17 protein-coding genes and 1 tRNA gene are annotated in these 21892 nt (G+C 49.3%); 6 read left to right on the forward strand and 12 right to left on the reverse strand.

The window, feature by feature from the left end:
- Nucleotides 1–254 precede the first annotated feature (254 nt).
- The 3 genes from RM811_RS15775 (at nt 255) to RM811_RS15785 (ending at nt 3852) form a co-directional block, all read left to right on the forward strand.
- Complete coding sequence (locus RM811_RS15775) at nt 255–827, forward strand: hypothetical protein (RefSeq protein ID WP_402526143.1); 573 nt, start codon at nt 255–257, stop codon at nt 825–827.
- Nucleotides 828–968: 141 nt separating this feature from the next.
- On the forward strand, nt 969–1829 hold the full coding sequence (locus RM811_RS15780) for a response regulator (RefSeq protein WP_402526145.1): 861 nt from the start codon (nt 969–971) through the stop codon (nt 1827–1829).
- Between the two features lie 34 nt (nt 1830–1863).
- Nucleotides 1864–3852, forward strand: coding sequence for an EAL domain-containing protein (locus RM811_RS15785; RefSeq protein ID WP_402526147.1), 1989 nt, complete (start codon nt 1864–1866; stop codon nt 3850–3852).
- Nucleotides 3853–3995: 143 nt separating this feature from the next.
- Here RM811_RS15785 and RM811_RS15790 read toward each other — a convergent pair whose 3' ends face one another.
- From RM811_RS15790 to RM811_RS15800, 3 genes are read right to left on the reverse strand one after another with little or no spacing between them, the layout of a single operon-like run.
- On the reverse strand, nt 3996–4328 hold the full coding sequence (locus tag RM811_RS15790; protein WP_402526149.1) for a hypothetical protein: 333 nt from the start codon (nt 4326–4328) through the stop codon (nt 3996–3998).
- On the reverse strand, nt 4315–4890 hold the full coding sequence (locus tag RM811_RS15795; RefSeq protein WP_402526151.1) for a hypothetical protein: 576 nt from the start codon (nt 4888–4890) through the stop codon (nt 4315–4317). The genes RM811_RS15790 and RM811_RS15795 overlap by 14 nt, the downstream gene beginning before the upstream one ends.
- Nucleotides 4887–5384: a hypothetical protein gene (locus RM811_RS15800; protein WP_402526153.1), complete on the reverse strand. Its 498-nt coding sequence runs from the start codon at nt 5382–5384 to the stop codon at nt 4887–4889. The genes RM811_RS15795 and RM811_RS15800 overlap by 4 nt, the downstream gene beginning before the upstream one ends.
- 211 nt (nt 5385–5595) lie before the next feature.
- Here RM811_RS15800 and RM811_RS15805 point away from each other — a divergent pair, with 211 nt between their 5' ends.
- Nucleotides 5596–6804: a hypothetical protein gene (locus RM811_RS15805; RefSeq protein WP_402526155.1), complete on the forward strand. Its 1209-nt coding sequence runs from the start codon at nt 5596–5598 to the stop codon at nt 6802–6804.
- 392 nt (nt 6805–7196) lie between these two features.
- Here the strand turns inward: RM811_RS15805 and rpoC are convergent, their stop codons facing one another.
- The 9 genes from rpoC to RM811_RS15850 form a co-directional block, all read right to left on the reverse strand.
- Nucleotides 7197–11408, reverse strand: a complete 4212-nt coding sequence (gene rpoC, locus RM811_RS15810; protein WP_402526157.1) for a DNA-directed RNA polymerase subunit beta' — start codon at nt 11406–11408, stop codon at nt 7197–7199.
- Between the two features lie 75 nt (nt 11409–11483).
- Nucleotides 11484–15560 (reverse strand): DNA-directed RNA polymerase subunit beta, encoded by a 4077-nt coding sequence (rpoB, locus tag RM811_RS15815; protein WP_402526160.1) that lies wholly within the window; start codon nt 15558–15560, stop codon nt 11484–11486.
- 825 nt (nt 15561–16385) lie between these two features.
- Nucleotides 16386–16757, reverse strand: coding sequence for a 50S ribosomal protein L7/L12 (rplL, locus tag RM811_RS15820; RefSeq protein ID WP_402526162.1), 372 nt, complete (start codon nt 16755–16757; stop codon nt 16386–16388).
- 102 nt (nt 16758–16859) lie between these two features.
- Nucleotides 16860–17390, reverse strand: coding sequence for a 50S ribosomal protein L10 (gene rplJ / locus RM811_RS15825; RefSeq protein ID WP_402526164.1), 531 nt, complete (start codon nt 17388–17390; stop codon nt 16860–16862).
- Nucleotides 17391–17700: 310 nt separating this feature from the next.
- Nucleotides 17701–18396: a 50S ribosomal protein L1 gene (gene rplA / locus RM811_RS15830; RefSeq protein WP_402526167.1), complete on the reverse strand. Its 696-nt coding sequence runs from the start codon at nt 18394–18396 to the stop codon at nt 17701–17703.
- Complete coding sequence (gene rplK / locus RM811_RS15835) at nt 18396–18830, reverse strand: 50S ribosomal protein L11 (protein ID WP_402526170.1); 435 nt, start codon at nt 18828–18830, stop codon at nt 18396–18398. The genes rplA and rplK overlap by 1 nt, the downstream gene beginning before the upstream one ends.
- 285 nt (nt 18831–19115) lie before the next feature.
- The gene (gene nusG / locus RM811_RS15840) at nt 19116–19649 is read right to left on the reverse strand and encodes a transcription termination/antitermination protein NusG (protein ID WP_402526172.1); all 534 of its coding nucleotides are present in this window, start codon (nt 19647–19649) and stop codon (nt 19116–19118) included.
- A gap of 12 nt (nt 19650–19661) precedes the next feature.
- A complete protein-coding gene (gene secE / locus RM811_RS15845) occupies nt 19662–20030 on the reverse strand; it encodes a preprotein translocase subunit SecE (RefSeq protein WP_402526174.1) in 369 nt (122 codons plus the stop codon).
- 69 nt (nt 20031–20099) lie between these two features.
- Nucleotides 20100–20175 (reverse strand) — tRNA-Trp (locus tag RM811_RS15850).
- 121 nt (nt 20176–20296) lie between these two features.
- Between RM811_RS15850 and RM811_RS15855 the strand changes: the two genes are divergently transcribed.
- Together RM811_RS15855 and RM811_RS15860 are read left to right on the forward strand one after the other, a co-directional pair.
- Nucleotides 20297–20542: a hypothetical protein gene (locus tag RM811_RS15855; RefSeq protein WP_402526176.1), complete on the forward strand. Its 246-nt coding sequence runs from the start codon at nt 20297–20299 to the stop codon at nt 20540–20542.
- On the forward strand, nt 20532–21764 hold the full coding sequence (locus tag RM811_RS15860) for a tyrosine-type recombinase/integrase (RefSeq protein ID WP_402526178.1): 1233 nt from the start codon (nt 20532–20534) through the stop codon (nt 21762–21764). The genes RM811_RS15855 and RM811_RS15860 overlap by 11 nt, the downstream gene beginning before the upstream one ends.
- Nucleotides 21765–21892 lie beyond the last annotated feature (128 nt).

Below are 21892 nucleotides of genomic sequence, written 5' to 3' on the forward strand. Positions count from 1 at the left end.
GCGTGGGAATGCATAGCCAACCACAGGAATCGTGTCTGTGGTTGGGTCCTGGCGCTACCACGCAGGACCCACAGGGCCTAAAAGCGTGGGAGCGAGGAGGGTTTTGCGACAACCGCCTTCGCGAGGATGACGGTCGGGGGGTGTTTTGCCCTTTTGCGACAGGCTCCTGCGCGGGAAAGACGGCAGTGGTATCTACATAGCGCGGCGAGTAAGGTGCGTAACATCAGTGAATAACTTAGAAAAGGAATTATCCCATGCCCATGAATGGACTACATAAACTAATCACTAAAGCTATATTCACCTCCTCTCCGCCAGGTCCCCCGAAAGAAAAAGACAATCGTGAACAGAAAGTAAAAGTCAAACCGGGTAAAGCAACCCTTAATGAAGAACAAAAAGAAAAGACTATAAATACCAAGAGCATTAAACAACGTGTCGTCAGCATAGCCAACAGGCTCAGGTTATTCATTTTGCGAAGTGATGTGGCAGCACAACAACCAGCACAACAACCAGCACAACAAATTAATGTATTTAATTTAAGGGAGTCGGATATCAGCGAGATCAAAGCGAGTCAAGCTGATGTCGTAGATCGACTCTACAACCTGAGAGACGATATGGAGAATGATCGACGCTCAGATAATCTCACCATGAAACAATTAGAAACTTTACAGGATATGATTGCAGTGACTTTGATGGAAGTCGCTAAAAATACTGAACAAGTTGAGAGCCTCTCTAGATCGAAGGTTATACGGATGGTTGGCAATGAAAGAGCCAAATCTGTAGTCGATACCATGAAAAATACAAAAATGAATAACCGCAGGACAAAGTAGCTCCAGATAACTAACGGGTAGGGCACCATCTATCCTTACTCATTCTATTGATTAGCCGATATTCTTTAATAATCTTCCGGTATAAAAGGTAACCCCGGGTGGAAATCCAGGTTTTTTTTGCCTTTCCCGCAGGGTTCAAGAATGAACCCGTTCGCCGATAGACTCTGTAGAAATATCGCTGGCAGGACTATCTGGATGAACACCGCAACGCTTAAAAATATTCTCTATATAGAAGACGATAAAGACATTCGTGCATTGGTGACCCTGTCTTTGCAAGCCCTTAGTGGTTACCAGGTGGATACCTTTGATAGCGGTGTAGAGTTTCTTGACAAGGGTAAAGCGATGCAGCCACAACTGGTGCTTCTGGATGTCATGATGCCGGAAGTGGATGGCCCTGCCGTTTTCCGGGAAATGCAAAAAATCCCCCACTATAAAAATACTCCGGTGATCTTTATGACCGCCAGAGTCCAGACCAGTGAAGTCGAAGAATATAAAAATATGGGCGCCGCCGGTGTTATTGCCAAGCCATTTGATCCGGTTCAGCTGACCGAAATGATTGCTTCCATCTGGGGCGATTTCCAGAACAACAAGGGTGACCAGTACAGTAACCATCTTGATCAGTTACGCAAGAATTACCTGGATAACATTGAGTCGGTCATTCAGGACATTCACCGGTATCTGTTTACCCTGGAGGAAGGCAGTTTCAACCGGAATGATCTCAGCCAACTCAAGATGACCGTTTGTAACCTGTTGGGTTCCGGGCAGTCCTTTGGTTTTCAGGACCTGACGAAAAGCGCTGAAATACTGGTTCACTCGCTGGATGATATTCAGGATGACGGTACTGCCATTGTGCTGTCCGGCTATGACGAATCCCGACTGTCGGCCCTGATGCTTGCCTTTATAACGGTTATTGAGAAAACCAGGGATGGTTATACAGAGGTCTCCAGTCTGACGGGCAGTTCGAGCTTTGTTGCCGGACAGAATACCGCTTCTGGCAAGTGATCACCCGCCTCTTATCTGAACGGAAGACGCTGCCATGACGGTACTCAGGCAACTGGCTATTTATCTGACTTTGCTGCTGGTGTTGCTGTTAGTGGGCACTCTGGTAGTGAATATCAGCGATGATCGCAATGCGCTGAAAATACAGCTACAGTCTAACGCCCGGGATACCGCTACCTCCCTTGGGGTTGCCATAGCGGCGACCGAACCCGGAAACCTGGCGATTATTGATTCTATTATTGATGCCGTTTTTGACAGTGGCTTTTACCAGAAGATTCAGTTTTTGGGCATGGATGGCAAATCGCTGGTGAACAGCGAGCTACCTGTCGAGAGTGAGGGTATACCGGACTGGTTTATTCAGCTTGTTGATTTGCAACTGTTCGAGGTAACGACGGAAGTTAATAGTGGCTGGGTACCCGTGGGAAGGTTGCAGGTGATCAGTCATCCCGGGCATGCCTATCGCAGCTTGTGGTCAAAAGCCAAGGCCAGCGTCCTGCTGTTCAGCGCCGCTTTGCTGCTGGCGATTATCGGTTTAAATCTCTTGTTACGCATTATCCTCAGGCCGCTGTCGGGTATGGAACGACAGGCAAATGCTATTTTCCAGAGACGTTTTGAGATCCAGTCAACATTGCCAAAGACCCGTGAATTCCGCCGGGTGGTGGAAGCCATGAACCATATGGCGGGCAAACTGGAGCAAACCTTTACAGAACAGATAGTCCTGACGGAAGAATTGCGGCAACAATCGATCAAAGATGATCTGACTGATCTGCTCAATCGCCGTGGCTTTGATGCCCGTGTCACCAGCGCTCTGGCCCAGGGGAAGGCGTCTGGCAGCAGCTTTCTGGTGGTGAAAGTCAGTGGTCTGGATGAATTGAGCAGAAACCTTGGGCGTAAGGATACCGAGGCTCTGCTGCTGGCGATCAGCCAGCAAATGACCACCAGCCTGACGTCATGGCCCCGGTCATTTGCCGGGCGCAGGAGTGAGTCTGAATTTGCGGTGTTCTCTCCGGAGTGTGATGTGGCTGAAAGTCAGCATATAACGGATGCGGTCTACACCGGGCTTGGGGACCTGAGCTTCTTTGCCTCTCAGGAGGGGAGGGACAGTCTGCATCTGGCGGCGGTCTCTCATAGCGGCTGTTGTCCGTCAGAAATGCTCTATGATCAGGCAGATCAGCTGCTTCGATCGGTGCAAAAGGGCGGGGTGAATGCCTGGCAGGTCACTGACATTACCGATCAACAAACGCCTTCTGCTCTTGGTTCCGAGAAGCAGCCCACTCTTTATGGCAAGAGTCATTCCAGTGCTGAATGGGGAGAAGAGGAGTGGTTGCAAATCCTGCAAAAGGTCATGGCCAACCGGGATATTGTGCTTCATGTTGAGGACGTGTTCGACAATCAGCAGCAGCTGATGTTCAAAGAGGTGCTGGCCAGAATTCGAGTGGGTGAAGAACTATTGCCCGCCGAGGCTTTCCTGCCCATGGTGGAGCGCTTTGATTTTCATGGCAAATTTGACCAGACGGTGCTGCTGATCCTGTTGGATCATATGGCTGAGATCGATGAAAAGCAGGATTTCAGCCTGAACCTGTCGCCATACTCCATCGTGGATGATGTGTTCTTTGACTGGTTACTGGTCACCATGAAGGCGAAGCCAGGCATGGCCAGAAGGCTGGTTCTGGAAGTGCCGGGGCGAACCATGCTACTGGACAAACGTCTGGGTGACCGGGTGGATAAGCTGGTGGAGACGGGCTGTCGTTTTTGCATTGACCGCTTTGGTATCGCCAGCCAGACCATGAAAAGTCTCCATAACCTTAATCTGAACTACCTGAAGGTTGATGACAGCTTTGTGCGGGATATCAGCCGTAACCGTAATAACCAGCTGTATCTCCGTACGCTGTCGATGCTGGCCTATAACCGGGATATCAAACTGCTGGTTCAGGGCGTTGAAACCGATGATGAGTGGAAACTGCTGCAAGAGTTGGGGGTTCAGGGTGGGCAGGGGCGCTATTTGAGCAGCCCGGTGGTGTTGTGAGGAGTGTTGTTGTGAGGAGTGTTGTGAGGAGTGTTGTGAGGAGTGTTGTGAGGAGTGTTGTGAGGAGTGTTGTGAGGAGTGTTGTGAGGAGTGTTGTGAGGAGTACAACCGGCTTTTCCAGCGCCAAAAGAACCAGAATATGGTTACATCATGACTTCAAGTAAAGTAATTCTCTCAAGCTGAAAAGGTCGAATGACCTCTCCACCATCCTGAAGGCTCTTCAATTGCAGCTTTTCCGTATTCAGGCTATCAAGAAAACCTTCGTATTCTCTGCCGTTATTTATCTTGATTCTGATCTTTCTGAGCTCATCTTCAGTTAAGGCAGTTAATTCAATTGGGTGATATCGGAGGTGCTGCCCTGTATAGACTTCTCTCTGATTCAGCGCTTCCGGGAATTGATCCTTTTCTTCATTACGTGTTGCTGCGATGGTTTTAGAGTGATCGTTGCTCACTTCCTGACTTTCAGGCTGGCTCAAAATAGCCAGGCTGGCTCAAAATAGCCAGCAGGTCATCCACTTTACCATTCAGTCCTGTGGGAATAATGTTGAGTTCAGGGGCAATGATCTCTCTATTGTTAACCGATACATAAAGTTGACGGATCGCCGGGATTTCGGATTCCCAATACTGGCGGTTCAGTGGAAAAGATGATGGTAATTCCAGAGAAATGGAAACGCTTTTAGGGGCTTGAAGAAACGTGCTGTAGGCATCTTTTATCGAAGGGCCGGGAACCACTCCCGAGATATCTGAATAAGACTGGTCACTGCGAGAGACTTCTGTAGCAATGTACTCGTCAGGCGAAACATCGGACTGTCTGGCACAATATTGAACCTTTCTATTTATGTAACCGTCATCCTGGTATGAAAAGGTTAACTGCTTAAGCCCCTTATCCTGGCTACTCAGTGACTCCCGGCCAAGGTGTGTAACGTTGCTAATGGACATGCCGAGGTTGATAAAACCAAGCCCTTGAATTTCCGTCTCAAACAAAACATCAAGGGATTGATCAAACTCGTGAAACCGGTATTGCATGCCAAGATTCATAAGGGTTTCGGGCTGATACCCCATTGCACTGAGCTGTTCAGGGCCAAATAGAAGGTTCTGCCCGCAGGTTGCGGATAACGATGTGCCGAGTAAATCATTTCTTGCGGCAAAGTGCCTGATGAGGTGTTCACTTTCCAGGAAAAATAAATCCATTCCCTGCATTTCCACAATAAGGGAGTCAGGGGCGAGGAATGCTCGCCTTTCATGGCCAGTAAGAAAAGGCGATGCCATTCAGGAAAGCGAATGAGTATTCGCTGGACCTCAAAGTTGGGCTGCTGATCGTGTTGTATATCTATGCTTGCATTGCGGAGCGTGATGATTCCTCCCAGATCAATATCTATTTTTTCATAGCTGATCCGGGCATAAGGCGAGATATTGGCGATCCACTGATTCACCATCAGTGTGATTTTGCTGGATAGAAAATACTTCATTCCAGGCAGAACGATGACTGCCAGAATGGTAATAATGATAAGTCCTTTTAAGAAACGGAGCACGCCACTAATCTGCTTCACCATAGCATTGATAGTTGGCAGAGAATTTTGCCAGCAATTCCGGGGTGAAGCCAGCTTTAACTCAGACTGGCACTCTCAGTGCGGAACTAATGGAAATTTATAGTGTCTCAACTGGTTAAGGAATAATTTAAATCAGCTCAATAACAGAAGGGAGAGTGTTTTTCGCTCTACACTCGTTCGGATAGGTGGGCCTATGTCAGTACCAGTTTTCCAGGATTTAACCTCCGCGCCCCAGATCCAATATACAGATCGTCGAGAGCAGATAATTAAGTGCGACTCAACGGGGCACTTTTCAGTTTGGGATGTCAGGTATTATAGTGAAGAGCTATTTTATAATGGCTGTTGTTTTCGAAAAGATTTTAGTCAGAGCGTACTGGTCGAGCGTCGGGTTCAAAGACCACCGCTGGCATTGCAGCGACCCTCGGCTGTACCAATCATTACAGCACCTCCAGCTTCGCAGACAGCCCAGGCGTTGTCCGTTCTTTTATCGCCAGTATTCAGGCCGCTTATTCTGGCTCTTCCTCTTGTTATTTATAGAGCAGGCAGTGGTGATAATCCTGTAATACGGATAATTGACAGGGTAGTCCAGCTACTTACTATCCCTGGCAATTCCAGAGAGGCATCCTGTTCAGAAGAAAGTAAGCAGAAAACACCGGATAAGCTTTCAGGCGCAGAAGGTATAAAGCCAAACCTGACTCATTCGAAATTAGTCGCCTTATTGTCTGAAGCAATCAGGAATCAGGGGCAGGCACTTGAACCGGATAACATCCAGAAAGCCTTGCTTTATTTCCTTAATACAGAAAACAGGTTGCACCAGGTAGAGGGAGAAAACGTTTCTTTTAACAGGGACCTGACCAGTGCTGATGGATTCAGCCAAAATACTGCTACAGAAAATTCAGGAGTACTGGCTCAAGAGAAATTGAATTCCGCTGTAATACGAGTTTTCCAAAATAGTACTCCTGATATTAAAGTGGGTAGTGAAGGTCTTGCTAAAGCGTTGACTGATTCAGGAAGTGCTGTTAGAGAGCAAGGTCGTGGTGAACGTGCCTCTAAGGCAGGCAGTGGAAGTGAGGCTGTCAGGCCAGATACAGGCAATAAAGTCAATATTAATAACAGTACAATACCAGTGATACCTAATCAGGGGGGCAGTGTGCTAAGCCCGCTATCTCAGGTGTTGGCAAGTAACCTTCCAGCGGCTATGCAGCCACCGGCAGTGGTAGAAACAGGCCAGAAGCAGTTGCCTCCAATTATTCTGCCAAACGTTAATCCTGGTGCTGGCAACCGTTCTGAGAGAAGGAAAAGCAGAAAAGAGCTTGAAGAAGAGGAAGAAAAGGAGAGAGAAGGGTTATCCTGGCTATTTGATGATGAGGATCCTTTTGATGAACCGTTGGATAGCGAGTGACCGTTTCCTTTATGGACTGGTGCGGCTAAGTGCTGATCCATACCACCGTCATTTTCGCTACACACCGTCATCCCCGCCTGCACAGGGAGGACGACAATGTGTCGGTATGGGTTCTAACGCTTTCCTGCACCAGCCAATAAAAAAAGGGCTGCAGCCCCTTTTTTATTGGTCATGATTTATGTGGTCTGGCTTGCTTGGGGGCTGTCCCGAAATAACTCTCCCGAAATAACTTTCTCTTTCACCACAGTACCCGAAGGGCATAAAAGGCACAGAGGAGACAGAGAATTATTAACGGACAATTCCTAAGCAAATAATGCTGTCCATAAAAAAACCGCCATCGTGGCGGTTTTTTTGGAAGATTAAAGAGAGGCAATCCTCTCTTTAATCAGTGATTAAACTTCACCAAAGTTCAAAGCATCGGATAGAGCCTGCTCTACTTCAGAAGCAGACACTTTGGTTGGCGTGTCAAACTCAACTTTTTCCCGTGCCTTACGACGTTCAGCATGGTAAGTCAGACCCGTACCGGCAGGAATCAGACGACCCACAACCACGTTCTCCTTCAGGCCACGCAGGTAGTCGCGCTTGCCGTGAACCGCTGCTTCAGTCAGAACACGAGTGGTCTCCTGGAAAGAAGCGGCAGAGATAAAGGATTCCGTCGCCAGTGATGCCTTGGTAATACCCAGCAGCACACGCTGGAATTTAGCCGGGAAACCATTCTCACGGCCAAGACGATCATTCTCTTCAAGCAGACGAGTGTACTCAACCTGGTCACCACGGATAAACTTAGAATCACCGGTATCGGAAATTTCTATCTTACGCAGCATCTGACGCAGAATGGTCTCAATGTGCTTATCGTTAATCTTTACACCCTGAAGACGGTATACGTCCTGGATTTCGTTAACGATGTAGCGAGCGAGTTCACTAACACCCAGCAGACGCAGCACGTCATGAGGGTTAGTAGGACCGTCAGAGATAACTTCACCCTGGGTCACCTGCTCACCTTCAAACACGTTGAGGTGACGCCACTTTGGAATCAGTTCTTCATAAGGATCAGTGCCGTCAGTCGGGGTAATAACCAGACGCTTCTTACCCTTGGTTTCCTTACCAAAGCCGATGGTTCCGGAAATTTCCGCCAGAATTGAGTGCTCTTTTGGCTTACGGGCTTCAAAGAGGTCAGCCACTCGTGGCAGACCACCGGTGATGTCCCGGTTACCGGAAGACTGCTGAGGAATACGGGCAAGTACCGCACCCACTTCAACAGTAGCGCCATCCACCAGGTTGACCAGAGCGTTCGCTGGCAGGAAGTACTGTGCAGGTACATCAGTACCTGGCAGCTTCAGTTCGTTGCCATTAGCGTCTTTCAGCTGCATGGCAGGACGAATATCCTTACCGGCAGATGGACGGTCTTTCGCGTCCATTATCTCAATATTGGACAGACCGGTCAGTTCATCCGTCTGAGTCTTAACGGTAATATTTTCATCCATACCCTGGAATTCAATAATACCGGCAGTTTCAGTGACGATTGGGTGAGTGTGTGGATCCCACTTGGCCACCGTCTGACCCGCTTCAATCTGATCACCATCCTTCACTGAAAGCATGGCACCGTAAGGCAGCTTGTAACGCTCACGCTCACGACCAAACTCATCAGCAATGGCCAGCTGACCGGAACGGCTGACAGCAACCAGAGTGCCATCCTTACGCTCAACGGACTTCAGGTTCAACAGACGAACAGAACCTTTGTTCTTAACCGTTACGCTGTCTGCTGCTGCGTTTCTGGATGCCGCACCACCGATGTGGAAGGTACGCATGGTCAGCTGTGTACCCGGCTCACCGATGGACTGTGCAGCGATAACACCGACAGCCTCACCCTTGTTAACCAGGTGACCACGGCCCAGATCACGACCATAGCATTTGGAACAGATGCCATGACGGGTTTCGCAGCTGATTGGCGAGCGCACACGCATCTCGTCCACATTCATGGTTTCGAGACGCTTCACCCACATTTCATCAATGAGCGTTCCGGCAGGTACTGCGATTTCGCTGTCGCTACCTGGCTTGAGCACATCTTCAGCCACAACACGACCCAGAATACGCTCACCCAGCGGCTCAACAACATCACCGCCTTCAATGTGCGGTGCCATCAGCAGGCCTTCACTGGTGCCACAGTCATCTTCAGTGACCACCAGATCCTGGGCAACGTCGACCAGACGACGGGTCAGGTAACCGGAGTTCGCTGTTTTCAGAGCGGTATCCGCCAGACCTTTACGAGCACCGTGAGTAGAGATGAAGTACTGGAGTACGTTCAGACCTTCACGGAAGTTCGCGGTGATTGGCGTTTCAATGATGGAACCGTCTGGCTTGGCCATCAGACCACGCATACCGGCCAGCTGACGAATCTGTGCGGCACTGCCCCGTGCACCAGAGTCCGCCATCATGTAAACGCTGTTGAAGGATTCCTGCTCTTCTTTCTTACCCTGCTTGTTAATAACAGTGTCAGATTTCAGGTTATCCATCATCCGCTTGGCCAACATTTCGTTAGCACGGGACCAGATATCGATGACCTTGTTGTACTTCTCGCCGGCAGTTACCAGACCGGAAGCAAACTGGTTCTCAATTTCCTTAACCTCTGCGTTGGCGTCGTCGATGATACGACCCTTCTCAGGAGGAATAACGAAGTCGTTAACACCGATGGAAGTACCGGAAATCGTCGCATACTCGAAACCCAGATACATCATCTGGTCAGCGAAGATAACGGTTTCCTTCAGGCCGACGTTACGGTAGCAGGCATTCAACAGACCGGAGATTGCCTTTTTCTTCATGGTCTGGTTAACCAGTGAAAAAGGCAGGCCCTGAGGCACGATGTCCCACAGAATCATTCGGCCAACGGTGGTTTCAGCCAGGAACTTGTTGTCGTACTCAACCCCTTCGCCGTCCTTGTATTTTTCATGCACACGCACTCTGATACGGGCATGCAGGTCAACAGCCTTGGTACGGTAGGCACGCATAACTTCGTCGATATCAACGAACGCCATGCCTTCACCCTTGGCATTGATACGGTCACGGGTGATGTAGTAAAGACCCAGTACCACGTCCTGAGACGGCACGATGATAGGTTCGCCGTTAGCGGGTGCCAGAATGTTGTTGGTGGACATCATCAGGACACGGGCTTCGATCTGGGCTTCCAGAGTCAACGGTATGTGCACCGCCATCTGGTCACCGTCGAAGTCGGCGTTATAGGCCGCACAAACCAGCGGGTGCAGCTGGATAGCCTTACCTTCAATCAGTACTGGCTCAAACGCCTGGATACCGAGACGGTGCAGGGTCGGCGCACGGTTCAGCATAACCGGGTGTTCGCGGATAACATCCGCCAGAACGTCCCACACCTCAGGTGTTTCGCGCTCTACCATTTTCTTGGCGGCTTTGATGGTGGTAGCCAGACCTTTGGCTTCCAGCTTACCGAAGATAAATGGCTTGAACAGTTCCAGCGCCATCTTCTTGGGCAGACCACACTGATGCAGACGCAGCGTAGGACCTACGGTGATAACCGAACGACCAGAGTAGTCTACACGTTTACCCAGCAGGTTCTGACGGAAACGACCCTGCTTACCCTTGATCATGTCAGCCAGGGATTTCAGGGGACGCTTGTTGGAACCAGTGATGGCACGACCACGACGGCCGTTGTCCAGCAACGCATCAACAGACTCCTGCAGCATCCGCTTTTCGTTACGGACGATGATGTCAGGAGCGTTCAGATCCAGCAGACGCTTCAACCGGTTGTTACGGTTAATCACCCGACGATACAGATCGTTCAGGTCAGAGGTGGCAAAACGACCACCGTCCAGCGGTACCAGAGGACGCAGATCTGGCGGCAGAACCGGCAGAACGGTCAGAATCATCCACTCGGGGTTGTTACCCGAATGGTGGAAAGCTTCCAGCAGCTTCAGACGCTTGCTCAGCTTCTTCAGCTTGGTTTCAGAGTTGGTCTGGGGAATCTCTTCCCTTAAGGTCTTGACCTCATCTTCAATATCGATATCACCCAGCAGGCCCTTGATCGCTTCAGCACCCATGCGGGCGTCAAAGTCATCACCAAACTCTTCGAGCGATTCGTAGTATTGTTCATCAGACAGCAGCTGGTTTTTTTCCAGCGTGGTCATGCCCGGATCAACAACAACGTACGATTCAAAATAGAGCACCCGTTCGATATCACGCAGGGTCATATCCAGCAACAGGCCGATACGGGATGGCAGGGATTTCAGGAACCAGATGTGAGCCACCGGACTGGCCAGCTCAATGTGCCCCATGCGCTCACGACGCACTTTAGCCAGTGCGACTTCTACGCCACACTTTTCACAAATAACACCGCGGTGCTTCAGGCGCTTGTACTTACCGCACAGGCACTCGTAATCCTTAACAGGACCAAAAATTTTGGCACAGAAAAGACCGTCACGCTCAGGCTTGAACGTACGGTAATTAATGGTTTCAGGCTTTTTAACTTCGCCGTATGACCATGACCGGATCATATCCGGTGAGGCCAGAGAAATCCGAATAGCATCGAATTCGTCCGTCTGGCCCTGGGTCTTGAGCAGATTCAACAAGTCTTTCAAGATCGTATCTCCTCGCGGTGCAAGGTGTTCTCCATCTCTTAATCAAGAGCAGAGAACACCCTGGCCACACGTTCGTTATTCGGTTTCCAATTCGATGTCGATACCCAGTGAGCGGATTTCCTTCAACAGTACGTTGAAGGATTCCGGCATACCGGGTTCCATTCTGTGATCGCCATCCACGATGTTTTTGTACATCTTGGTACGGCCAGCGACGTCATCGGACTTCACCGTCAGCATTTCCTGCAGGGTGTAGGCAGCACCATAGGCTTCCAGTGCCCAGACCTCCATCTCCCCGAAACGCTGACCACCGAATTGTGCCTTACCACCCAGAGGCTGCTGGGTAACCAGAGAGTAAGAACCAGTAGAACGTGCGTGCATCTTGTCGTCTACCAAGTGGTTCAGCTTCAGCATATACATGTAGCCAACGGTGACCTGACGCTCAAAAGCTTCACCAGAACGGCCGTCAAACAGTCTTACCTGACCACTGTCATCCATATCCGCCAGACGCAGCAGACGCTTGATTTCCGATTCCTTGGCACCGTCAAATACCGCCGTCGCCATGGGCACACCGCCACGCAGGTTGCGGGCCAGGTCAAGCACTTCTGCATCGCTGAAGGTGTCAATCTGCACAGGGCTGGAACCAGGAATACCGTTGTAGACCTCATCCAGGAACTTGCGCAGTTCAGACATGCTCTTCTGGGCTTCCAGCATACGGCTGATCTTGACGCCCAGCCCTTTGGCTGCAGCACCCAGGTGAGTTTCCAGCACCTGACCAACGTTCATTCGGGAAGGTACACCCAGAGGGTTCAGTACGATATCAACCGGATTACCTTCTGCATCGTGCGGCATGTCTTCTACCGGCATGATGATGGAGATAACACCCTTGTTACCGTGACGACCCGCCATCTTGTCACCAGGCTGGATACAACGTTTGATGGCCAGGTAAACCTTGACGATCTTCAGTACGCCGGGCGCCATGTCATCGCCGGTCTGGAGCTTCTTCTTCTTGTCTTCGAAGCGCTCATCCAGCTGGGCACGACGATCTTTCAGCTGCTCTCTGGACAGATCCAGCATCTCATTGAGTGCTTCGTCAGCCATGGCCAGTTTGAACCATTGTTCATGTTCCAGGCCATCCAGATAGCTGTCACTGATCAGGTCACCCTTGGCCAGTGCGGGTGCACGGACAACAGGCTGGTTGCGAAGAGCACCACGCAGACGGGCAAACGTATCGAATTCAACAACACGGAATTCTTCGTTCAAATCTTTGCGGTACTCATCCAGCTGTGATTTTTCAATCGCCAGGGCACGAATATCTTTTTCTACGCCATCACGGGTGAAGACCTGTACGTCAATAACGGTACCTTTCACACTGGTAGGTACACGCAGTGAGGTATCCTTAACGTCAGATGCTTTTTCACCGAAGATGGCACGCAGCAATTTTTCTTCCGGGGTCAGCTGGGTCTCACCTTTTGGCGTTACCTTACCCACCAGAATGTCACCAGCGCCAACCTCAGCACCCACATAAACAATACCGGCTTCGTCCAGTTTGTTCAGTGCAGACTCACCCACGTTTGGAATGTCTGAAGTAATGTCTTCAGAGCCCAGCTTGGTATCACGAGCTACACAGGTCAGTTCCTGAATGTGGATAGTGGTAAAGCGATCTTCCTGAACAACGCGCTCAGAAATAAGGATCGAGTCCTCAAAGTTGTAACCGTTCCATGGCATGAACGCGATACGCATGTTCTGGCCAAGCGCCAGTTCACCCATATCAACAGAAGGACCGTCGGCCATGATATCGCCGCGAGCAATCTGATCACCGGATTTCACCAGGGCACGCTGATTAATACAGGTGTTCTGGTTAGAACGGGTGTATTTGGTGAGGTTGTAGATATCAACACCGGCTTCGCCTGGCTGTACTTCGTCGTCGTTTACACGAACAACGATTCGAGCGGCATCAACGGTATCAATCAAACCACCCCGTCTGGCAACCACACAAACACCGGAGTCGGACGCTACGTTGCGCTCCATACCCGTACCGACCAGAGGCTTTTCGGCTCTCAGTGTTGGTACCGCCTGACGTTGCATGTTCGAACCCATCAAGGCACGGTTCGCGTCATCGTGTTCCAGGAATGGAATCAAGGAAGCCGCCACCGATACCATCTGCTTGGTGGATACGTCCATATACTGAACTTTATCCGGGCTCATCAGCGTTGCTTCACCACGGTAACGCACAACAACCAGCTCTTCAGTCAGCTGCTTGTTTTCATCCATGGCTGCGGATGCCTGAGCGATAACGTACTCGCCCTCTTCAATAGCGGAGAGGTAGTCAACGTCATCTTTTACCTTGCCATCAACTACACGACGGTACGGTGCTTCCAGGAAGCCGTAGTCGTTGGTACGGGCATAAGTTGCCAGCGAGTTGATCAGACCGATGTTTGGTCCTTCAGGTGTTTCAATCGGACATACACGACCATAGTGGGTTGAGTGTACATCTCGAACTTCGAAACCAGCGCGCTCACGGGTCAGACCGCCAGGGCCCAATGCAGATACACGACGCTTGTGAGTAATCTCGGACAGCGGGTTGTTCTGGTCCATAAACTGGGACAGCTGACTGGAACCAAAGAATTCCTTGATAGCAGCAGCAACCGGCTTGGCATTGATCAGGTCCTGAGGCATCAGGCCTTCAGACTCCGCCAGACTCAGACGCTCTTTAACGGCACGCTCAACACGAACCAGACCGACACGGAACTGGTTTTCAGCCATTTCACCAACAGAACGGACACGACGGTTACCCAGGTGATCGATATCGTCACAGATACCTTTACCGTTCCGAATGTCGACCAGGATTTTCAGCACATCAATGATGTCGGAGTTATCCAGAACACCAGAACCCGTATCTTCACCACGACCCAGACGACGGTTGAACTTCATACGACCTACCGCAGACAGGTCATAACGCTCGGTCGAGAAAAACAGATTCTTGAACAGCCCTTCAGCAGCATCCTGCGTTGGTGGTTCACCGGGACGCATCATGCGGTAAATTTCAACGAGCGCTTCCAGACGGTTAGTGGTCGTATCTGCACGCAGCGTGTCAGAAATAAACGGACCACAGTCCAGCTCATTAATATAAAGTGTCTCTACTTTTTTGATACCAGCGGAAATCAGCTTCTCAAAAACTTCAGGTGTGATTTCAGTGTTGCACTCAACAATGATTTCACCAGTAGACTTATGGATAATTGTTTTAGCAAGAACACGGCCATAAATATATTCGACCGGACCTTCCAGCTTTTTGATGCTCGACTTTTGCAGGTCACGGATATGACGCGCAGTTACACGACGACCCTGTTCTACAATGACATTGCCATCATTATCGAGGATATCAAAGCTGGCTGCCTCGCCCTTCAGACGATCGGCAACAAACACAGTACTGACACTTTCTGCGCCAATTTTGAATTCAACGTAGTCAAAGAAATTATCAAGAATTTCTTCATTGGAGAGACCAATAGCTCTCAGCAGGATGGTTGCTGGCAACTTACGACGACGGTCGATACGAACAAAAAGCAGATCTTTTGGATCATACTCAAAGTCAAGCCAGGAGCCACGGTAAGGAATTACACGGGCAGAGTAGAGCAGTTTCCCGGAAGAGTGAGTCTTACCCCGGTCATTATCAAAGAACACGCCCGGAGATCGGTGCAGCTGAGAGACGATAACCCGTTCTGTACCATTGATAACAAAGGTACCGTTATCGGTCATGAGCGGAATTTCGCCCATGTACACTTCCTGCTCCTTGATATCCTTGATTGCCTTGTTAGACGATTCTTTATCATAGATAATCAGGCGCACCTTAACACGCAGAGGTACTGCGTAAGTGACGCCTCTCTGCTGGCATTCCTTGACATCAAACGAAGGAGCGCCCAGTCTGTAGCTGACATATTCGAGTGCGGCATTGCCGGAATAGCTTACGATTGGAAAGACTGATTTAAAGGCTGCGTGTAGCCCGATATCTTCTCTTGCTGCCGGCTCTTTATCTGTCTGCAACAGCTTGCGATATGAGTCAAGCTGAATCGCCAGCAGGTACGGCACATTCATGACACTCGGCAGCTTGCCGAAGTCCTTGCGGATGCGTTTTTTCTCAGTATACGAGTATGCCATCAGCGTTCCCCAGCTTGGTTACCTGTTTTCTGGCCTCAGGCGGCATCGCCTGGCCATAGTAGGTTAGTTCGAGAGCGGGTGGCTCCCTTCAAAACCAATAAATTTTCGTCTTTCTACCGGTCACACATGACCTTTGGTTACAGACGATCTACCGGTCACACATGACCTGAATGTCGCGGACGCTTTAGAGTCGTTGTAGACACTTCCACATCGTTGTAGACGCTTTCACGTCGTAACCGTTGTATGAGCTTTAGCGCCTGAACAGAAAGCTATCGTACTGTTCAGATTTACTACCTTGCTTTCACAGCAATACCGCCCACATCACCCAAGGCAATGGAAGCGGTATATTTATGCCACCTGATGCTTATCAGGCAACACCATGTAATATCAGGCTGGGTCAAAAGGTTGAGCCCTGAATTATCCACAGTAATCCACCATCATCTCATAGCTCCATAAGAAGTGGTATCAAAACTGCTGAGCAGCACTTTTTGCAAAAGCCTCTTCGAGCCTATACATCTTGAATACTCACCCACAAAGCGATCACTCAAAAGCAAAAGAATCCCTACCCCGGCCCCGAAAGGCAGATAAGAACAAATTTCTTTATGGTGATAAACAGGCTTTACGTGCAAATACAATCTCTCAGACGATATAGCTCATACAACGGAAAAAGGCCGGCACCTTCGCAGGCACCAGCCACCTGAATCCATTATGCAACAGACCCGGGATTATGCAATGCTTTTATGCCGCGAAAAATACCGGACCATCTTAGCAAGATGCGAAGCCGGAACAAAATATTTTTCGCAGACTTTAAGCATTAGTAGAAAATTACTTAACTTCTACAGATGCACCAGCTTCTTCCAGCTGCTTCTTCAGATCTGCGGCTTCTTCTTTAGAAGCGGCTTCCTTCACAGGAGCTGGAGCGCTGTCAACAACAGCCTTGGCTTCTTTCAGGCCCAGGCCGGTAGCAGCACGAACAACCTTGATTACGTTAACTTTCTTTTCGCCAGCAGCGAGCAGGATAACGTCAAATTCAGTCTGTTCTTCAACAACCGCAGCAGCAGCAGCGGCTGGAGCAGCAGCAACAGCAGCAGCAGCAGTAACGCCGAACTTCTCTTCCATAGCGGAAACCAGTTCAACAACGTCCATTACAGACATTTCAGCGATAGCGTTCAGGATATCTTCTTTGGACAGAGCCATTTCTAAATCTCCAAAAATCTTGTGTCGGAGCAACCCAGACAGGAAAACCGGGAAACTCTAAAATTTGTTTATTAAAAATCCAGCGAATTAATTCAAAAAGAATTAAGCGGCCTTCTTTTTCTCGTCGGCAACAGCTGCCACTACACGGGTAACACTTGACGGGAACTCGTTCAGAGTTCTGGCCAGCTTGGTTACTGGTGCAATCATTACACTCATCAGCATTGCGCGAGCCTGATCCAGAGTAGGCATCTTGGCCAGAACATCGAGATGCTCTGCACCCAGCAACTGTCCGGAAATAGACAGAGCCTTGATTTCTAACTCTTTATTCTCTTTAGCAAAATCCTGCATGACGCGCGCAGCGGCACCCGGATCTTCCTGAGAGAAAGCAAGCACAGTTGGGCCTACCAGCACTTCCTGCAGACACTCAAAATCAGTGCCTTCAACTGCACGCCTGGCCAGAGTGTTACGCACTACCTTCAGGTAGACGCCACCATCACGAGCCTGCTTGCGCAGTGAGGTCATTTGACCAACAGTAAGACCACGGTAGTCCGCGATTACAGCCGACAGAGCGCTTTGGGCAGCCTCGCTGACTCCGGCAACAATTGCCTTCTTGTCTTCGAGTCCTAACGCCATGGGCTTAACTCCAATTTATGAAGTGACACTCAATAATTCATCATCGATAAATTATTAAGCACTAATACGGTGAAGGGTTTATGCACTGCCAAAAGGCAGCAACATGATCACCGTCTACGCAGGAGATTAAGTTATCCACTTTTTGTCCTTCCTTTTATTTAACGAAGAACCCCGTCAAACGGGCACAGCTTCAAACACCTGCGATCTTTGACAACCCCCACTTACGCAGGGACCCCAAAGTCTTTTGCGACTGGAACATTCCAGTCAGGAGCCTGGAAAACCAGACTCCATTTATTCTTTAAGCAGCTCTTTATGCAGTAAGGGATGACATATCGATGGTCAGACCCGGCCCCATAGTGGAGGACAGAGTTACCTTCTTCATGTAAATACCTTTACTGGAAGAAGGCTTCAGCTTCTTCAGATCAACCAGCAGAGCTTCAACGTTCTGCTTGAGCGCAGCGGCTTCGAAGTCGATCTTGCCAACACCCGCGTGAATGATACCGTTCTTGTCAGTACGGAAACGCACCTGACCAGCCTTGGCGTTGCGAACTGCTTCAGCAACGTTAGGCGTAACAGTACCCACCTTAGGGTTAGGCATCAGACCACGTGGACCAAGGATCTGACCCAGCTGACCAACAACACGCATTGCATCAGGAGAAGCGATCACCACGTCGAAGTCCATCACGCCAGCCTTAATCTGCGCAGCCAGATCTTCCATACCAACGATTTCTGCACCGGCTTCTTTAGCCGCTTCAGCATTGGCACCCTGGGTAAATACAGCAACGCGAACGTCTTTACCGGTGCCGTTAGGCAGTACGGTAGAACCACGAACAACCTGGTCAGATTTACGAGGATCAACACCCAGGTTTATAGAAACTTCGATAGTTTCCTGAAACTTAACGGCAGAAAGCTCTTTCAGCAGAACCGCCGCGTCTTCAAAACCATAAGCTTTAGTAGCGTCAATTTTTTCTGCAATCAGCTTGGCACGCTTGGACATTTTAGCCATTACTCAACACCCTCCACGATCAGACCCATGGAGCGAGCTGAACCAGCAATGGTACGAATCGCCGCATTTTCATCAGCAGCCGTCAGATCAGGCTCCTTGATTTTAGCCACTTCGAGCAACTGCTCACGGGTAACAGTACCCACTTTTTCAGTGTTCGGACGGCCAGAACCTTTTTTCAGCTTGAGGGTCTTCATCAGAAGAACCGCAGCAGGTGGCGTCTTGGTTTCGAAGGTGAAACTGCGATCACTGTAAACAGTAATAACAACAGGAATTGGCATACCGGCATCCATTTTCTGGGTGCTGGCGTTAAATGCCTTACAGAATTCCATGATGTTAACACCGTGCTGACCCAGGGCAGGACCAACAGGTGGAGAAGGGTTTGCCTGTCCGGCAGCCACTTGCAGCTTAATATAAGCTTGAACTTTCTTGGCCATTTTAACCTCTACGTGGGTCACAGCCTCATCAGATCCACCCCCCTCTTCAGCAGCAGGAGAACAAGAACCCAAATCAACGGCTACCCGTTCACAAAGCGCGGTAGTTTACAGAAACCATCCCGAAACCGCCAGCGCAAAAATACCTAATACTACTGCGGACTCAAACCATCTACAGCAAAGTGCCACAATCCACACTTTACCACCAGGCATAACCCTGGAGCCCTACAAAACAAAACCCCGCCTGCCTGAAAGGCAACACGGGGCTTTTGAAAGTCTTTTACCGACTCAGGCTTTCTCGACCTGGCCAAACCCAAGCTCTACTGGCGTTGAGCGACCAAAAATCATTACCGCTACGTGGAGACGACTCTTTTCATAATTAACCGTCTCTACCACTCCGTTAAAGTCAGCAAAAGGCCCTTCAGTAACACGAACCATTTCACCCGGCTCAAACAGAGTCTTGGGCCTTGGAGCTTCAGCACCTTCATGCACACGGCGAAGAATGGCGTCCGCTTCTTTTTCCGTAATTGGCGCCGGTTTATCTGCCGTACCACCAATAAAGCCCATAACACGCGGCGTATCCTTGATAAGGTGCCACGAGTCTTCATTCATCTCCATCTGGACTAACACGTAGCCCGGGAAGAATTTTCTCTCACTTTTACGCTTCTGGCCGTTCTTGATTTCTACCACTTCCTCGGTAGGCACCAGAATTTCGCCAAAGTACTCTTCCATACTGAAACGATTGATACGCTCATTCAGTGAGCGCAAAACCTGCTTTTCGTATCCAGAGTAAGCATGAACCACATACCAACGCTTCGCCATGTCCTGTCCCTATCAAATCAGGCTGCTGATCATCCAGCCTAGCAGAGAATCGAGTCCCCACAAAATAAGGCCCATCACTAACACGACAACAACTACCACTAAAGTAGTTTGCACCGTCTCCTGACGAGTAGGCCAGACAACCTTGCGAATCTCAGTCTTGGCATCCTTCAACAGCGTCCAGAAGGCACCACCTTTCACGGTCTGCAGAGCAACAAACCCGGCAATAACTGCAATCACCAGCAGGCCGACAACCCTTAGAAAGAGCGACTCAGCAGCAAAATAATAATTACCGTAAACACCAACAGCGACCAGAGTCGCCGCGAGGCCCCATTTGAGACCATCCAGTCGACCCGAAGTCGCTATTTCAGAATTTCCGCTCATCAGCTTGACTTTCTCTATCTAGACTCTCTTAGAGCAAGCTTCCCGAAGGCAAGAGCTTGATCACTGGAATGGCAGGCCAGGAGGGAATCGAACCCCCAACCCCCGGTTTTGGAGACCGGTGCTCTACCAATTGAACTACTGGCCTAAATCATTACCACCCTGAATCACAGAGCCGGTGAATTATAATCAACCGACCTGAAAATCCTTGCGGCACATCGAACACAAAAAACTTAATGCTCGAAAAAAGAGACAGATGCCTCTTGAAAATGGAGCTCTTAACCGGAGTCGAACCGGTGACCTCATCCTTACCAATGAATAAAACGCTTGTTCCAGAACATGCGTTAAAAGGTAAGAAAAAGCAAAAGAACCTTATGGATCAATATCTTATCAGGTTATCTTACCTTGGCAAGCCTTTTTTGACCTTGCCTTTTTTGCCGTCTAAGATTACACAGGCGTTACACAGCTCTAATAAAGACGACAAAGCAAAGGTACCGTACACCAATGGCCAGTAAGAAACTGACCGAGAGCATTCTTAAAAAAATAGCTCCCGATGAAGAAATCAGAGACACCGAAACCAAAGGCTTCTTTGCTCGCCGACGCTCTACCAAGACGGTTTTCTACTATTCCTACATCAGTCCTATATCAGGAAAACGAAGGAATGCCACCTTGGGTACGTATGGCAACATCACCGTAGATCAGGCTCGCACAGCCGCCAAAAAACTTGCCGCTGATGTCATCTCTGGTATCGACCCGGTGCATATAAAACAGGAAACCCAGGCGAAATACAAGAGCGCAACACAAAAAACACTGGATTATTTTATTGACCATGATTACAAGGAACTGACACCCGGCAAACAGTTTGGCAGTGCCACCAAAACCCTGCGCAGAGAATTTAAAAAATACCTGCATATTGATATGAATGATATTGATGCAGCCAGCCTAAATAAATGGAAACTGGCCCACAAAAGGAAGCCGTCCAGCGTGAATCGTTATCTAAATGAATTACGGGGAGCGATGACAAAAGCAGTGCAGACCGGCTATTTAACCAAAACCATTATGCCAGAAGTGAAACCCTTAAAAGAGGACAAAAAGAAACGGATTCGTTTTTTAACCGAGCAGGAAGAAGAACAATTAATGATCGCTCTGGACGACCGACAAACTTATCAACGTCATGGCGGTAACAATTACAATAGCTATTACACGGATGCCGATGCAGAGTTTACTGACTATTTAAAACCGATGGTGATTATTGGGATTTACTGCGGCCTCCGTAAAGGTGAAATATTCAACCTCCAAGTCAAGGATATAGACTTTTCCAATCATCGCCTTTTTATTGAAGGTGAAGGGGTGGACGATATGGAAGCCGGGTATAAAAGCACGACGGGAACGAAATCAGCACAAACCCGAACCATCCCATTGCATCAAAAAGTCGACGAAGCGTTGCGGGCCTGGCTTGACGATCACCCCAGCGATGATCTGGTTTTCGCATCACCCAAAACCGGAGGCCGGTTTGATAATATCAAAACCGCATGGAATAACCTGATGACTCAAGCTGAACTTAACAATGTGGTATTCCATACCCTGCGTCACACCTTTGGAACTCGCCTCGCTCTGAAACGGGTTGATCTTGAAACTATCCGTGACTTAATGGGGCATGAGAGCATTGAAACCACTCAGAAGTATTTACAGACCAACGATGATATAACCGTCATTCAGCACCTATATCAGGAATAAATTTCTTGATACGGTCGCCCAAGAATTGAAATGATGGTTAACTGCCTCTCCTGCAAACCAACGATGTGTTTTTCATGACTATCGACCAATAAAACATTAATGCCCTGAAAGCAGAAAAACACCCAGCG

The sequence above is a fragment of the Endozoicomonas sp. genome (assembly GCF_031844845.1).
GTDB lineage: Bacteria > Pseudomonadota > Gammaproteobacteria > Pseudomonadales > Endozoicomonadaceae > Endozoicomonas.

Coding starts and splice junctions, on each gene's coding strand:
- RM811_RS15795 (WP_402526151.1), bottom strand. CDS start 4,890: ATGAATCTTGGCATGCAATACCGGTTTCACGAGTTTGATCAATCCCTT.
- rplA (WP_402526167.1), bottom strand. CDS start 18,396: ATGGCTAAAATGTCCAAGCGTGCCAAGCTGATTGCAGAAAAAATTGAC.
- nusG (WP_402526172.1), bottom strand. CDS start 19,649: ATGGCGAAGCGTTGGTATGTGGTTCATGCTTACTCTGGATACGAAAAG.
- RM811_RS15860 (WP_402526178.1), top strand. CDS start 20,532: ATGGCCAGTAAGAAACTGACCGAGAGCATTCTTAAAAAAATAGCTCCC.
- rpoB (WP_402526160.1), bottom strand. CDS start 15,560: ATGGCATACTCGTATACTGAGAAAAAACGCATCCGCAAGGACTTCGGC.
- RM811_RS15785 (WP_402526147.1), top strand. CDS start 1,864: ATGACGGTACTCAGGCAACTGGCTATTTATCTGACTTTGCTGCTGGTG.
- rplL (WP_402526162.1), bottom strand. CDS start 16,757: ATGGCTCTGTCCAAAGAAGATATCCTGAACGCTATCGCTGAAATGTCT.
- RM811_RS15775 (WP_402526143.1), top strand. CDS start 255: ATGCCCATGAATGGACTACATAAACTAATCACTAAAGCTATATTCACC.
- RM811_RS15855 (WP_402526176.1), top strand. CDS start 20,297: ATGGAGCTCTTAACCGGAGTCGAACCGGTGACCTCATCCTTACCAATG.
- RM811_RS15805 (WP_402526155.1), top strand. CDS start 5,596: ATGTCAGTACCAGTTTTCCAGGATTTAACCTCCGCGCCCCAGATCCAA.
- rplK (WP_402526170.1), bottom strand. CDS start 18,830: ATGGCCAAGAAAGTTCAAGCTTATATTAAGCTGCAAGTGGCTGCCGGA.
- RM811_RS15780 (WP_402526145.1), top strand. CDS start 969: ATGAACCCGTTCGCCGATAGACTCTGTAGAAATATCGCTGGCAGGACT.
- rplJ (WP_402526164.1), bottom strand. CDS start 17,390: ATGGCGTTAGGACTCGAAGACAAGAAGGCAATTGTTGCCGGAGTCAGC.
- secE (WP_402526174.1), bottom strand. CDS start 20,030: ATGAGCGGAAATTCTGAAATAGCGACTTCGGGTCGACTGGATGGTCTC.